Genomic DNA, 14,466 nt, shown 5'->3' with positions numbered 1-14,466 from the left:
CCTACGCTAGCAGGTGCGGCTGACGCTTTTGTTTCATCATGCGGGCCTACGCTGGCACGCATCGGCAAGGGACAGGAGGCAATGTCGATGCGACGCATCCCGCGTGGTTTCACCCTGCTGGAACTGATGGTGGTGCTGGTGATCATCGGCATCTGCACGGCAGGCATCGGCCTGGGCCTGGGCAGTCTGCTCGACCCCGCGCGCCAGCTGCGGCAGGAAGGCGAACGACTGGCGCAGCGCCTGCAGGTGGCGCGCGACGAGGCCCGCATCGATGGCCGCCCCCTGCGCTGGCAGGCCGACGCCGCCGGCTATCGTTTCAGCCGCCTCGAAGGCAGCCGCTGGGTCACCGTTGAACGCGATGATCTGCTGCGTCCACAGAAGTGGCAGGCTGCAGGCATCGCGGTGCAGCCCACCAACGCCATCGAGCTGAGCCCGGAGTGGATCGGTACCGCCTGGGAGCTTGGACTGTCGCTGGACGGCCGCGCACTGCGTCTTCGTGATGATGGCAGCGGACAATTGCAGGTCGTGCAGTGAAGCAGACGGCGCGCGGATTCACCCTGATCGAGGTGTTGATCGCGCTGGCGATCGTATCGATTGCACTGGCTGCGGTGATGCGCTCGGTGGCAGTGGCGACCGACGATCAGTCACGGCTGCGCGACCGTCGCCTGGCGCTGTTGTGTGCGCAGGACCGCTGGCAGGAGCTGCGCCTCGCCGGGCAGCCGCCGCAGGATGCCCGGCAGCGCTGTGTGCAGGGACGCGGCAGCTTCCTGGTCCTGCAGCATCTGGGCACCGGCAGCGACGGGCAGCCGCAACTGGAATTGACCGTGGTGGCCGAAGATGCACCGCGACAGTCGCTGGCCCGGATGCAGCTGCCGTGGACTGCGACGCAATGAGGCGCGCCGTACGCGGCTTCACCCTGATCGAGGTGATGATCGCGATCACCATCATGGGCGTGCTGGCGCTGATCTGCTGGCGTGCGCTGGACAGCGTGGCCAACAGCGACCAGCGCCTGCGCCAGGCCGATGCCGAGACCACGACGGCGCTGCGCGTGCTGCAGCAGTTCCAGCGCGATATTGAAATGCGTGCCGACGATGCGCTGATGAATGGCGCAGTGCGCCCGGCAGATCGTCCGCAGCGATTGCTGCCCCCGTCGCTGGTAAGCGAGCGGCACCCGGATGGCAGCTTCGCGCTGGAAATCACCCGCAGTGTCGGCAGTGATGGGCGGCACTGGCAGCGGGTGCGCTGGTGGCGGCAGGGCAGCACGCTGTGGCGGGCCAGTGGCGCGGCTACAGACCGGTATCCCCTGCCCGCACCGGATCCGTCGAAGGGCCTTGCGGTGGCGCGCGATGTGCAGCGGTTCGAGGTGCGGGCGTGGCAGCCTGGAACGGGATGGGCCGTGTTGCCGAGCGAGGGCGATGTATTGCCGGCCACCGGACTTGAACTGCGGTTGGGCCTGCGCGATGGGCGTGGGCCGTTGAGTTACCGGCGGGTGCTGGAGCTTTAGGATTGGTTCGTGGCAATGCATCCACCTATGGCGTGGATCTACTGCCGAGCCTGTTCCTGCTGCGCGGCCTGCTCTGGTGGGTGCCGACCTTGGTCGGCACTGAAGCTGGCCAAGCCATCCACGCATGGCGTGGATCTACTGCCGACCAAGGTCGGCATCTACCGTGACACATGCGCGCGTCCCTCCTGCCGCCGGGTGCTCTCCTGCACCCGGCGGCGCTGTGTCGGTGGTCCTCACCGCTGATGGCCTCTCCCTGCCCTCCGTGCCGTCCTGGCTGGGGCCGCCACCGCTCCCTGGCGGCTGGCCCGATGCTGCAGCCCGATGCGGTGCACCGGGCAATGCGTGCCGACCAAGGTCGGCACCTACCGTGGCGTGCAATGCCTATCGGCGCTGCGTGCCGTCGTCGCGGCTGGCCTGCGGGAACTGGAACGCGCTGTTGGCGTCGTAGCCGCTGTTGGCAGTAGTGCCGCGTGCCGGCGGCGAAATGCTGCTGGTGCCACTGCCGAAACCGAGGATCTGCACGCTGATCACCGATGGCTGGTTGCGTCGTGCATCGTCCTGGCTCTTGCGCATCACGTCCTGTGCCGCCTGGCTGGCGCTGTTCGCCGCTGCACTGGCCGAAGCCAGCGCATTGACGTTCACCGTGGCCAGCACCGGCAGGCCCTTGCTCTCACCCTGCACCTGGATGTTGGCCGCGTTCAGCACCTGCAGCGCGGCGAGGTTGATGTTGCCCGAGACACGGATGCCTGCTTCGCCCGCATCGATGGTGCCCAGCGGCGCGATCAGGTCGACGTCGCCCGGCGGCACTTCGGCGATGGGGTTCAAGGTGGCGATGCCTGCGCCACTGGCGGGAGCCTGCGGCGACAGGATCACATTGCCCCAGCCGTCATAGACGCGACGCGGTGGCGTGTACAACAAGGTGGTCTGCGAACCGCGACCGGCATTGATGTCGCCCTGCTCCGACCAGGCCAGGATGTCACCGCCGAACGTCGTCATCACCCGCGACAGGCCCAGCAGCACGCTGTCTTGGCTGAACAGCCGGATGTCACCCTGCCCTTGGGTCACCAGCCCGGCACTGGCCGGTGGCACCACGCCCTGCACACCCACCACGATCTGTCCGCCCGGTGCCATCAGCTCGATATTGCCACCGGCTTCGGTACGTACGCCGGCGCCGCCATACATCAGGATATCGCCAGTACGGTTGATCGTTGCGCCATTGGCATCCTTGTCCGGCATCAGCGTGGCGATGGCCTCGCGGCCGCGCAGGTAAGAACCAACGCGTGGCCCATTCCGATCGTTGTACTCGCGGCCACCTTCGCGCAGCTCGGCGTAGTAGACCTGGCGCAGGAAGATCCGTTGCTGTTCGCTCGGCAACCGGTCGAACGCAGCCAGCGCCTCGGCGCCGTCGACGGCCAGGCCGAAGCGCTGCTGCAGCCACTGCTTCAACTCCTTGTCATAGATCTTCACCGCCTTGCCGGGCTGCGATGCCAGCGACTGCGCCGGATCGGCCAGGTTGGCCGGATCCAGGTAGCGCGTGCGCAGTGCATCGAAGTCAATGCCCTGATTGCCGGCAGTCACTGCGATGCTGGCACCGGGACGGGCATCGCCCTGGACGACGCCACCCAGGCTCACGATGCTTCCGGCCTCTTCCTGGCGCAGCTGCCGGCCCGCACTCACTTCAACGTTGCCGGGGCCGGCCACCGTCAGGTTGCTGCGGATGATGTCCCGGCCCGCCTCGATCCCGCTGATATCGGTACCGCTGGTGTTGAGCGCGGTGACGTTCGCATTGATCACGTCGCGACCGGCGCGCAGCTGTACGGCCGAGCCCGCTTCGTACCAGTCGAACAGTGTCCGGCTCTCCTCGCCGATGTTCCGCCTCAATTGCCTGCGCCCGCCGCTGCCCAACCCGATGATGTCACCGGCAACGGCATAGAAGCGGCTGGGCGACGTGGGCCGGGACGTCAGCGCACCCGTGGTCGGAGTACTGGGGCCGAACGCGAACAAGGGCAGGTTCGCCGACGGATCCGCTCCCTGCACCCCATCGTCGGAGAGATTGTGGCCGACCCGGGTCAGGCTGGCGCCCCGCTGGGCCATGAATGCAGGATCAAACGGACCAGGCAGGCGGGCGTCGCTACCGGAACGTGCAATGCCGGTGGCGTTGATCGCGGCATGGATCGAGCCTCCGGCCAGAACATCGAGCTGGCCGCTGGCCGAAGGCGCGAGCAGGATCACATCGCCCGTAGTCGCCCCTGGTCCGAGACCTCGAAGCGGGGCGCTGATGATGTCACCACTCGCTGCCACCGCGCTGAACCTGGACGGATACAGCCAGTAATTGATGCTGGCGGGAACGGATTGCTCGCGCAGCGCGATGCCTTCAGCGAACATGTTGCTACCGGTTGCATGCAGACTTCCGGCCAGGCTGGGTGCGAGATTTCCGCCTGCCGAGAACAGGTCCAGTGCCGTGCCTCGGGTCCAGAGCGAGAACCACGTCGTGCCAGCTGCATGCTGGCCATCGCCCAGAACCACGTCGTTGTAGTTGGCCGTCGGTACACGCCCTGCATCTGCGGCGCCACCGAGAACAATGTCACCACGGGCCTGCAGGCGGGCAGTGGAATCACCCAGAATGAGCAGGGGCCCCGCCATCGCCACCGGGGCGTCCGCCACGAACGGATCCATCAGGCCCAGCGTTCCGTAGCTGCTCTGTATCGCGCTGAGGCCACCGATGCGTGCCGCCTGCAGCAGGGTGCTGCCGCGCAGGTTGGTCACCGCGCCATTGAGATCCAGATCCTGCAGGAAACTCTCCGGCTGCTGCGCGCTGGCGCGCAGGCCAGGATTCAACGCACCGCCACTGCGCAGGGTCAGGTCGCCGCCACCGGTCAGATGCAGCTCACCATTGCTGACGCGCCCGGTCGACCCGACCGCAGCAACAATCGCGCTGGAATGAGGCGCGGTCAACAGCCCCAGGGCATTGCCCATCGGGTCGAGCACGCCCGCGTGGCGGCCCGCTTCCAGTGACAGATTGCCGCCTCCCAACGTGCCGAAGCCGGTGAACCCGACCATGCGGGGAGCTGCGTCCGCTTCGGCGCCCACGGTGCTGTACGTGCCGAAGTTGATCCACCAGCTCGTGGGTGTTGCCTGGACGCCTTCGGTGGTGCCCGTACCCTGCCGCCACAACCAGCCGCCCACGGCTGCGCTTGAATGCCCGGCCTGGTCGCGCTGCGCCGTACCGGATTCGGACCGGGCGGTCCAGGCGTCGCCGATGATGTCGCGTCCAGCTTCAACCCTGAGATCGCCGCCATGGTCGGGATACCACGCACGGTAACTGGCCAGCGCCGCATCATAGTTGCCCGACACCTGGTTCCTGCCCAGCAGCGAGGTGTGCCAGGGCGCAGCCGTACGCACCGGATTGAACTGGGGGTCGCTGCCATCGCCCAGTAGCGTCGGCGCACCTGCGGTGTACACGCCGAAGCCGGACTTCATGCGCACGTCCTGCGCGGCCAGCAGTGCCAGATCACCCTTCCCGGTACGCAGCACGCTCCAAGCCGGCGAGCCCAGGCGCTTGCCGTAGGTGGTCACCTCGGTCAGCGTGCCACCACCGTAGCAGTAGCCCATTGCCGCGCAGATCTCTTCCTCCGACATGCCCATCTCGGCGCCCAGTTCCGTAGCCGGGCGGCCGACCCAGGATTCATCGCCCCACCATGCCAGCGAGCCTTCCTTGTCCACCAGTCGCGGGGCGGGGCCGCAATTGGGTCCGGAGTCACAGACTTCGTTCTCGGTCAAACCCAGCTCCCGGGCCAGATCAGCCACGGGCTTCCCGACCCACGATTCGTCACCCCACAGATTCAGCGAGCCGTCCAAGGTGATCACGCGATCACCCTTCCATTCCGTCGTCGTGGTGACAGTGCCGATGGTGCTGTAGTGGCTGTCGGCCAGCACGATGCTGCCGTCGCTACCCCAACGGCGGGTACGCGGATCGGCAGCCGCCGTATCCGCACCGGCCACCGCGGTCAGATCCCACGAGGTGGTGCCGTCGGGCAGCATCGCCGCCAGCGCCCAGTTACGCCCCTGGCGCCCGCTGGCGTCGGCCGTTCGCAGCTTCACCGGCGCATCGCCGGCCAGCTCCACCTTGGTCATCGACGGGATGATGGCGCCGGCGTGCAGGTCCAGTGCGCCTGACAGCTTCATCGCCATCGGCAGCACGACGCCGGCCGGCCACACCTGTGCGGCCACCGGCGCCGGCGTGCGCAGCCGGAAGCCGGCGCCCAGGCGCGCACCCGCCTGCAACGACAATGCCTGGGCCAGCACGGTTCCAGCCGCAACCACCTCGCCACCCGCCGTCGTCACTGCTGCGCCCAGCACGGTACCGGCCGGCAGCAGCAACGGTCCCGACAGCCGCATCTCCGCAGGCAGCACGGTTCCGGCCGGCAGGGTCACGGCCTCGAAGGGCAGTGCATAGTTCAGCGTGGCGCCGGCACGGAATTCGGTGCCGCGCTGCAACTGGACACCCTCACCGGGCACGATCAGGTCGCCGCCGAACGCGGTGTTGGGCGTACCGCTACTGCGCCCTTCCAGCAGCACCCAGCCGTCCTCATCGGGATTGGCAGGCGGCGGCGCGAATCCATCGTTGATGCTGCCGTAGACGTTGATATCGCCTTCGGCGCGCAGCACCAGCGCTGCCGATTCACCGAACCCGCGCCGTGCCGGATCGGTCCGGTTCGACTGCGGTCCGTAGCGGTAGCCGGACAGATCGATATCGCCGGCCACGACCAGATCGCCACGCGGGTTGTCACTGCTGGTCCGCGCCACGATCTGCACGCCGGGGCGCAGGCGGTAGCTGCCCAGTGCGGCAGTGCGCTGCTGCAATCCCGCATTGGCCAGTGCGGCATTCATCCACTGGCTGTTGTCCGGGTCCACAACCGTGTCCAGCCAATGCTGGTTGATCACCTGCGGACGATGGCCATGCACGTCCGGAGCGCTTGCCAACGGCGCCGAATCATAGCTGCGGAAGGCGTTGACCTGGAGATCGGCGGCACCGGCGATGCGGAGTCCGCTGGCCACGTCAATCGCAGCGTCGTTGCTGCCCACGCGTGGCACGTTGAGCTTGACGCTGCCGCGTGCGCGGCCATCGTTCTGGCCAGGGCTGCTACCCGTGGCCACCGAGGTGCCGGCGCGCAGGTCCATCGATGAGGTCGCGCCCAGCTGCAGGCTGCCACTCGCCGAGGTCAGTTCGATCATCGCCCGGTTCGGGCTGTCGATGATCTTGCCGTAACTATCGACGCGCAAGGCGCTGCCATGCGCGTCCAATGTGCCGTCGATACGCAACACATCGCGGGCGGACAGGCGGATGCTGCCGACCTGTTCGCCACTGGCATCAATGCGGCCATTGACGAGCAGGCTGCCGCCATCGACGCTGATATCCACGTTGCGTGCCTTCACTTCATCGCCGATCACCAGGTCGCCTTCGCTCAACTGGAACGTCCGGCCACCGGTAATGCCACCGGCGGTAAGCCGGGTGTTCAGGCCGGAGAAGTCCTGCAACTGGCGTGCACGCACTACCAGCTCGCCGCCGTCGTAGGGCACTTCAGTGCCACCGGCGTCGTAGCGGCCGCTGGCTCCGCCAAGCAACGTGCCTGCCAGATCCACACGGCCGCCCTGCGCGCCCAGCGCAGCGACCGTCAAGCGGCCGCCGCGGTTGTTGCGGGCGGAAAGATCGATGCGCGACGCCGCGTCGGCAACGATGTCACCGTCACGGCTCGACAGCGCTACGTCGCCGCCCCAACTGTACTTGTCCACGTCGAACAGGCTGACCTTCCGCCCCGCCATGTCCAGCACTGCATTGCTGCCAAGCGCCACGCCCTGGCGGGCATTGGCTTCGAACCGGCCGGACGCCAGCGCCACCCGGCTGTCGATCACAACGCGTTCGGCCGTGATGGACAACTCCGCACCCAACGCATCGCTGCCCGCGGTTGCCGCAGCACCGCGCAACTGCACCGTACCGCCATTGCGGATTGCCAGCTGCGCGCCCGCACTGCCGGTCAGCAGCGGGGTAACGATATCCAGCGCGCCGCCGCTGAACTGCCAGCCGCTGCCTGCCACGTAATCGCCCTGCCGCTGGAAGACATCCAGACTGCCCTTGCCGGAGAACAACATGCGATCCGATGCTGCCAGGGTAACGCCGGCGAAGCCGAGCACCTGGCGATCCGCGGCCACCGACGAACTGGGCCGGGTAAAGGGCGCACGCCCCAGCTCCAGCGCCCTTGCATTGATTTCCAGCTGCCCTTGGCCAAGCCGGCCCACCATCGCCTCGCCGGCCGGCTGGGTCTGCTCACCGCCGGGCAACGTGGTGCCGGCCAGCGTACCGTCCCAGACCAGCGTATCGGCGAAGATGCGTGCGCGATCGGTAGCGGTGCCGTAACCGTGAATGGCCGGTGCGCCCAGCACCAGGCTGCGCAGGCTGCTGCGTCCGGTTGCGCCCTCACGGGTGTCCAGGTCCACGCTGCCGAAGACATTGATGGCATCGCGCGCGGTCAGGCTGAGGGCCTCCAGCGCCGGCGCGCCGGTGGCGGTGTTTCCCCGCAGCAATCGCTGCAACACCTCCTGGTTCATGGTCATGCCCGCCGGCAGGGCGCCGGCCGCCGCTGCCGCCGCAATGGCCTCGGCGCTGCCGAGATTGAGCGCCGACATGCCCAGGCCGAGCTGGCGCGTGCCGTAGCTCACCGAATCACCAATGTTCAAGGCACCGTCGGTGACCACATTGATGCTGCCTGCCGACAGCAACCGGGTCTGGCCATTGCAGTCCACCACGCATCCGCCGATGTCGATCGCCACCGGACCGGCGGCACTGCCGCCCTGCGCACTGAGCGCCGTCAAGCGCTGGTTGGACACGGCAAGCAGGCCGCCCGACACCAGATAGGGCGCCGTGGGCTGTGCCACGCGCGAGGTATTTGCCCCGGTCAAGGTATCGATCGAAGCGCCCTGCTCCACCAGGATTCCCTTGCCTCCGAACGCGGCCGACAGCAGCACTTCCTGCGCCGTCAGGTTGACTCCGTTGCGCACCACGATGTGCTGCGCCCTGCCCTCCAGCGAATGGGTCGTCGCGTCACGCCGCAGCACGCCGCCGATCAGCATCGTCTCCGGGCGGAACGCATTGAGCGCCGAGTCGAAGACGGTGGCGCCGCTACCGCTGCCGGCGCTGCCGCCTTCGGTGACAATCTCCAACATCGCGTCATTGGAGTTGAGCAGATTGACCGAAAGCGTGCCCCCGCGTCCGTCATTGCTGCCGGCGTTGAAGCGCGACACGCCTTGGAAGATCGCGGCTGGCACGCTCGAACGTCCGGCGCCCTCACCCAGTGCCAGGTTGAGGTTGCCGGCGTCCGTAGGCCGCCAGCGCAGCGCTTCGCCACGCCGTTCGGCCACGCCCTGTACGAACGTGCTGTAGGACGTTTCGTTGTAGTTGGCATGGCGGCGCACCGCTTCCGCTGGCGTCAGCACCAGATCGGTGAGCAGCGGCGACACTGCCCCGCCCAGGCTTTGCGCCCGGTGCCCGCTGACACGCCATGAGCCTGTGCCGGTCGCCACTGCCTGCCTGCTGCCGACGGCGCGTTCGGCGCCGACTTCGACGCGGAATGCGCCCTTCTGCAGTGCGTAGCTGGCCGGCAGCAGCGTGTAGGTTCCGGCCGGGAGGCCGGGGACCCCCGCAGGTATGACGATCTGCTGGCCGATGCGCGGGTCCGCGCTGCCATCAGCAATCGCCTGCGGCGCCTGCGTGCCAGAGCGTCCCGGCATGATCGCGTAGACCGCATTGTCACTGCCGCTGAAGCGGTAGCGCGGGTTCGCATCCGCCAGCGCATGCCGCAGGATGTCCACCGAGCCACCGCGCCCGGCCACGAATGCAGCGCCGGACAGCTCGCCTCCGCCGGACACGTCCAGCACGCTGCCCACCACGCCATCGACGGCGTTGGCGACGATGTCGATACCGATCGGGATGTTGGTCGAGCCGGGGCCCAGCACATCGAAGTCGGCACCGTTGCGGCGCCAGCCCACACCATCCACGGTACCGCCAAACGGCAGCTGCAGGCCGGCACCGCTCACCGACGTCACGCTGCCTGCAAGCAGGTCGACGCGGCTGGCCGCATCAGCGTTGAATTCCCTGCCACCCAGCTGCACATGGCCCCAAGGCGCCTGCACATTGCCGCCCTGCACCACCGTCGCTGCCACCAGCTCCAGGCTTCCGAACGCAGAGTCCGGTGCCGGTTGCGCGCCGCCTGCAATGCCATGGATGCGCAGTACGGCGTCGGGGTTCTGCCAGAACGGCAGGCCTGAAGGACCGATGTCGGGGACGCCCGCCACGATGCGTCCCTTGGCCCGGGCCGCCGGATACATGCGTGCGGCGCTGATATCGATCGAACCCGGGCTTGCCAGCGAGGACACGAGTGAACTGCTGGCGACCGGGGCCAGCAAGCGAATGTCGCCGCGGCTGCGCAGCGCGACCTGGTCAAAGCCCGCCAGCCAGGTGACGTCGCGCAGGTCAATCAGATCGGCACCCACCTCCAGGCGATGCTGGCGGCCGCTGTCGAACCCCGCTTCCTGCGGGCGCAACGTGCCTTCCCCGGCCGGCTGCCACCAGCGCCCCTGCGCAAGGCGGACATACGGCGCGTCCAGTTGCAGACGGTTGCCCTCGCTGTTGCCCGGGACGAAGCCGAGGTAACGCTCGTTCAAGCCCTGGAGGCGCAGGCTCTGGTCCATGCGCAGAGTGACATCTCCCTGGGCGCGGATATCGCCGAACAAGGCCAGATGATCGAAACCACCGGCCTCGATCTGCTCCACCGACAGTGCCGCATGGCCGTACTCAAGGCGTGCAGGCAGGTCGGTCGTCTGCGCGGCGTGCTGGGTCAGCGAGATCACCCTCGGCGCCAGCACTTCCTTGTTCATTGCCGTTCTGCCGTAGGTTCCGCCACCGAAGGCAACGCCGAGGGTGCCACCGCGCGCGCCGTCGCCGCCCGCTGCTGCGTCCAGGTCGCCCTGCAGGTACAGCGCATTGCCGGCGCGCAGCACGATGCTGCCGCCGTCGCTGTCCACCCGGGTGCGCCCGCTGCCATCAATGTCCAGCAGCGCCGAAGCACCGGACGCGTCCAGCCGCGCACCGCGCTCCACCACCACGAAGGTATCGGGCGGCAAGTGGCGTACGTTGTCCTGGTCTTCCCAGTCCAACGCCCCCCCGATCTCGATCGTTCCGCCCTTGCGCACCTGTCCGCGCAATGTCCCGCGCGCGTCGGGCAGGGAAACGCTATCGCCGCTCACGTCCAGCAGGGCGCCCTCGGCAATCGTCCAGCGACGTTCGCGGCGTTGATCGCCACGCACACCGGTCGGATCGAATGCCTCGTCCAGGTGGATACGGCCGCCGGCCGCCTTCAGACTGCCAGCCACGTCCAGGTTGCCGGCGCTGAACAGTTCGATCGACTGGCCGGCATCGACCTCGATCCTTGCGCCCTTGCCAACGCGCAGATCGGCCGTGGACAGCAGATGCCCTGCGCGCAGTGCCAGGCTCGCGCCGCCGCGCTGCGATACACGCCCGCTGGCCGGATCCGCCTCATACAGCGACGGCGTCCAGGCCTGAACGCCCTGCTCGCGGGCCAGTGCCTGCTGTGCGCCCTCGGCCAGGCGCAGCGCCGGTCGTTCCACCTGCAGCTGGGTACCTTCTTCAACCGTCAAACCGTTGTGCCCGGCGATGTCATAGCCGGCGAAGCCACTCCTGAACAGTGCTGACTGCAGTTGCAACGACGCCGCCGATGCATCCGTGCCAGGCGCGCCGATAGACACCGCACCGCCTGTTGCCAACGTGAAATTGCCGCTTCCATTGCCGAGCGCGCTGAAGCGTGCGCCATCGCCGATACGGATCCGCCCGCTGCCGTCGGTGGCAACCTCGGTGCTGGCCGCGAGCAGGCTGACACTGCCGCCCTTGCCTACGCGCCCTTTGCCACTGGCATCGATCGCGCCGCCGGCATCGACAAGAATCGCTGCCCCTTCACCCACACGGATGTCGTGACTGCTGTTGAAGCGCGTCTGTCCACCGTCGATCCACGCCTGCGCGGGGTCGCCATCCGGCGCAGCAAGCGCGTTGCTCCAACTGCCGCCAAGATCGATCCGTGCGCCCGCCGCAACATCCACCGCGCCGCGTCCGGACCTCAGCAGGGCCGAGGGCCCGCCGAGCGCCGGAAGCAGGTTGCCGGCCTCCACCTGCCCGCCGGCAATCTGCACCGTTCCACCGAAGCTGACGCGGCTTGCAGTGAGCCCAAGCCGACCGCCCTCCTGCAACCTGAGCGTGCCATCCAGGTCGATACGGCCCGCAGAAGCGAGGTCCACCTGCCCCCAACGCTGAGCGCTCAGGACCTCACTGTCCAACCACACGGTATTGCGCTGTGTTTCCCCGATCGGCGCCTGCAACGTCCATGACCGGGTGTCGGCCTGGAGCGCTCCGATGCGGATCTGCGAATCGAACACTGCACTTCGGCCGGTGTTGTCGAAACGCCCGAGCCAGAGCTGGGCGTTGCGGGCCGCCGCCGTCTGTGCCTGCGCGTACCCGTCCTGCCCCTGGTCGGGGCGGCGCGTCTGCTGCAGGCCCTGGAAGGCCACCGTATCCACCTGGCCCTGCAGGACAGCCGTGGGCGCCGAGATCAGCAGACGGCCAGCATCGCGTCCCACGATATAGCCATTGTCGAAACGCTGGGTGGGTGCCACCAGCGGATTGCGGAACGATTCGGTCACTCCCCACCGTTCCTGCTTCACTTCATAGCCCTGGTACAGACCGTCGTACAGCATCTCGGCCGGTGCATCATCAAGCCGGTACAACTGCCCGTCGCGGCCACGCAGCCAGCTCTGCTGCACCACGCCGGACTGCACATCCAGGCTGCCACCGGCCAGATTGATGCGCGAACCGGCGTGGCTGACGACTTCCTTGCCTGCCAGCTGGACGGTTCCACCCTGCGCTGCCCATTCGCTGATCGAATGCCCCTGATTGTCCAGGTAGCCCCCCACTTCCAGCAGGCCGCCGCCGGCATACCAGCGCGTACCTTCATAGCCGCCGGTACCGGCGGCGACTTCGGTCAACTGGCGGCGGTCGATCCACACCTCGCTGCTGATCAGCCTGCCGCTGTCACGGTTGTCTGGCGAATCGCGCAACTCATTGCCCTGCACCTTCACCTTGACGTTGTTGCTTTCCATCGCCACCTGCACGCCCACCGCACCGGAGACGTCCACGCGCGCGCCATCATCCAGATAGCTGCGCCGGCTGGCGTCGGCGATCACCTGGCCGCCGGTGGCCACCGCCAGCGCGCCGGCCTGGAAGTTCACATCGCCGCCGGAGACGACTTCGATGCGCGATTGCTCGCGGCGGTCCTGCAGGCGCGAGAGATTGTCGAAGGTGCCGCTGTTACTGGAACCGCGCAGCTTGTCCTGCTCGGTGGATTCCTTGATGAGCGCGTCGCGCTGGCTGTCCAGCGCCGTGCTCTTGCCATCGTCTTCCAGCAGTACTGCAGTGGTCGAGCCGGCAGCCAGGGTCACACTGCCCGCTGCATCGGACGCCGAGTTCAACAGGTGCACCGTACCGCGCTGATTCAGCGTGGTGGACGCGACTGCAACGCCAGCCTGTTCGACCCGGCGTCCAGCCAGGGTGATGTCACCTTCGCGCGCCTGGATCAGGCCACTGTTGCGAACGCCGCCCGCCGTGCTGTCAGCGATGAAGCGCGGGGCAATCTCATTGCCTCGGGTGGTGGACGCGGTGTTCTGGGCGGTGCCCATGCCGCGGCGGATCACGAAACTGTCACCGGCGGCGAGCTGGGCCTGGCCTTTTCGAGTCTCGATCTGTCCGGCGTTCTCCACACTGTGGCCGGCCAGCAGTACATAGCCACCGCCGCGGGTGGCCGTGGTCGGTTCGTGCGTGGTGATGCGTGCACCGCGCTCGACCATGACCTTGCCCACGGCGTCGGTCAGCGCAGAGGTGTTCGCGTCGGCACTGTACAGGCCGTGCTCACGGAACTGCGCGTCGCTGATGCGCGCCGCCGCCGCGACTAGGTTGCGGACATTGACCTGGCTGTTGTTGCCGAACACCACACCGTTGCGGTTGGCCACGAACACCGTGCCATTTGCCTTCAGCTGGCCAAGGATCTGGCTGGGCCTTGCGGTGGGATCATTGACCCGGTTCAACACGGCCCAGTCGGGGTTCTGCAGGAAATTCAGTGTGGTGTTGCCACCAATGTTGAAGGTTTCCCAGTTCAGGATCGCTTGGTCGGCTGTCTGCTCAATGTTGACCAGCACCCGCCCGTCGGCGGCCTGCGACTGGATCGCCTCGCGGGCGTTGATCCAGCCGCGGGTCAGCGGATTCTCGTCGACCTTCAGGCCATCCTTGCCCAGGCCATCGGCGACCACGAAGCCCGCCTCGCGGCGCGCCTGCCGTGCCTGTTCCTGCAGGCGCTGCTGCAGGGCGATGGCCTGCGCGGCCGTACCAAGGTTGTCGATCGACTGCTGCAGCTTCTGCCGTGCCGCATCCTGCTGCTGCGCGGGTAGCTGGAACTGGATCGGCACGCCATTGGGCATGCGCCCGCTCTGTGCCGCCGCGCCCTGCGCCGCACCGCGCTCGGCGAACCAGCCGGGGCTGAACGCCTGTTGGGCCTGAGTGGCCGGAGCCACCACGCTGCCCAGGGCCACTGCGACGGCCCAGGCCATCGGATGGCTGCGCCACAAGGCAGCAGGGAAACGGGCGGTGGGCGAATGCGGGTGCGACATCGGGGACCTCGTCAACCTGATGGGCCGCGTCGGCGGCGGCGTGTGTACGGATGGGCCTGCTCGAGGCACGCCCTGCACCTCATAGACGGTGGCGGCGGCGTGAAGGCGACAGGCGCATCACTGTCATGCAGCGGACATACGCAGAAGGCGCCGGCATTGCTGCCGGCGCCCTTGCGCATCTC

General features: G+C 67.8%; 4 protein-coding genes. 3 read left to right on the top strand and 1 reads right to left on the bottom strand.

Going from position 1 to position 14,466, the window contains the following annotated elements:
- The first annotated feature begins 87 nt into the window (after window positions 1-87).
- The 3 genes from gspH to VPH47_RS09195 are packed head-to-tail and all read left to right on the top strand — an operon-like array spanning window position 88 to window position 1,504.
- The gene (gene gspH, locus VPH47_RS09205) at window positions 88-534 is read left to right on the top strand and encodes a type II secretion system minor pseudopilin GspH (RefSeq protein ID WP_049462512.1); all 447 of its coding nucleotides are present in this window, start codon (window positions 88-90) and stop codon (window positions 532-534) included.
- Complete coding sequence (gene gspI, locus VPH47_RS09200; RefSeq protein WP_368850582.1) at window positions 531-893, top strand: type II secretion system minor pseudopilin GspI; 363 nt, start codon at window positions 531-533, stop codon at window positions 891-893. Before gspH ends, gspI begins: the two co-directional genes overlap by 4 nt.
- Entirely contained in the window at window positions 890-1,504 is a 615-nt protein-coding gene (locus tag VPH47_RS09195) for a prepilin-type N-terminal cleavage/methylation domain-containing protein (protein WP_368850581.1), read from the top strand. The genes gspI and VPH47_RS09195 overlap by 4 nt, the downstream gene beginning before the upstream one ends.
- 381 nt (window positions 1,505-1,885) lie before the next feature.
- Here the strand turns inward: VPH47_RS09195 and VPH47_RS09190 are convergent, their stop codons facing one another.
- Window positions 1,886-14,284 (bottom strand): filamentous haemagglutinin family protein, encoded by a 12,399-nt coding sequence (locus tag VPH47_RS09190; RefSeq protein WP_368850580.1) that lies wholly within the window; start codon window positions 14,282-14,284, stop codon window positions 1,886-1,888.
- Window positions 14,285-14,466 lie beyond the last annotated feature (182 nt).

It is taken from the genome of Stenotrophomonas sp. WED208 (assembly GCF_040984485.1).
GTDB classification, from domain to species: domain Bacteria; phylum Pseudomonadota; class Gammaproteobacteria; order Xanthomonadales; family Xanthomonadaceae; genus Stenotrophomonas; species Stenotrophomonas riyadhensis.
The sequence above is the reverse complement of the archived record's forward strand: the minus strand, read 5'-3'. Positions and strand labels throughout refer to the sequence as shown.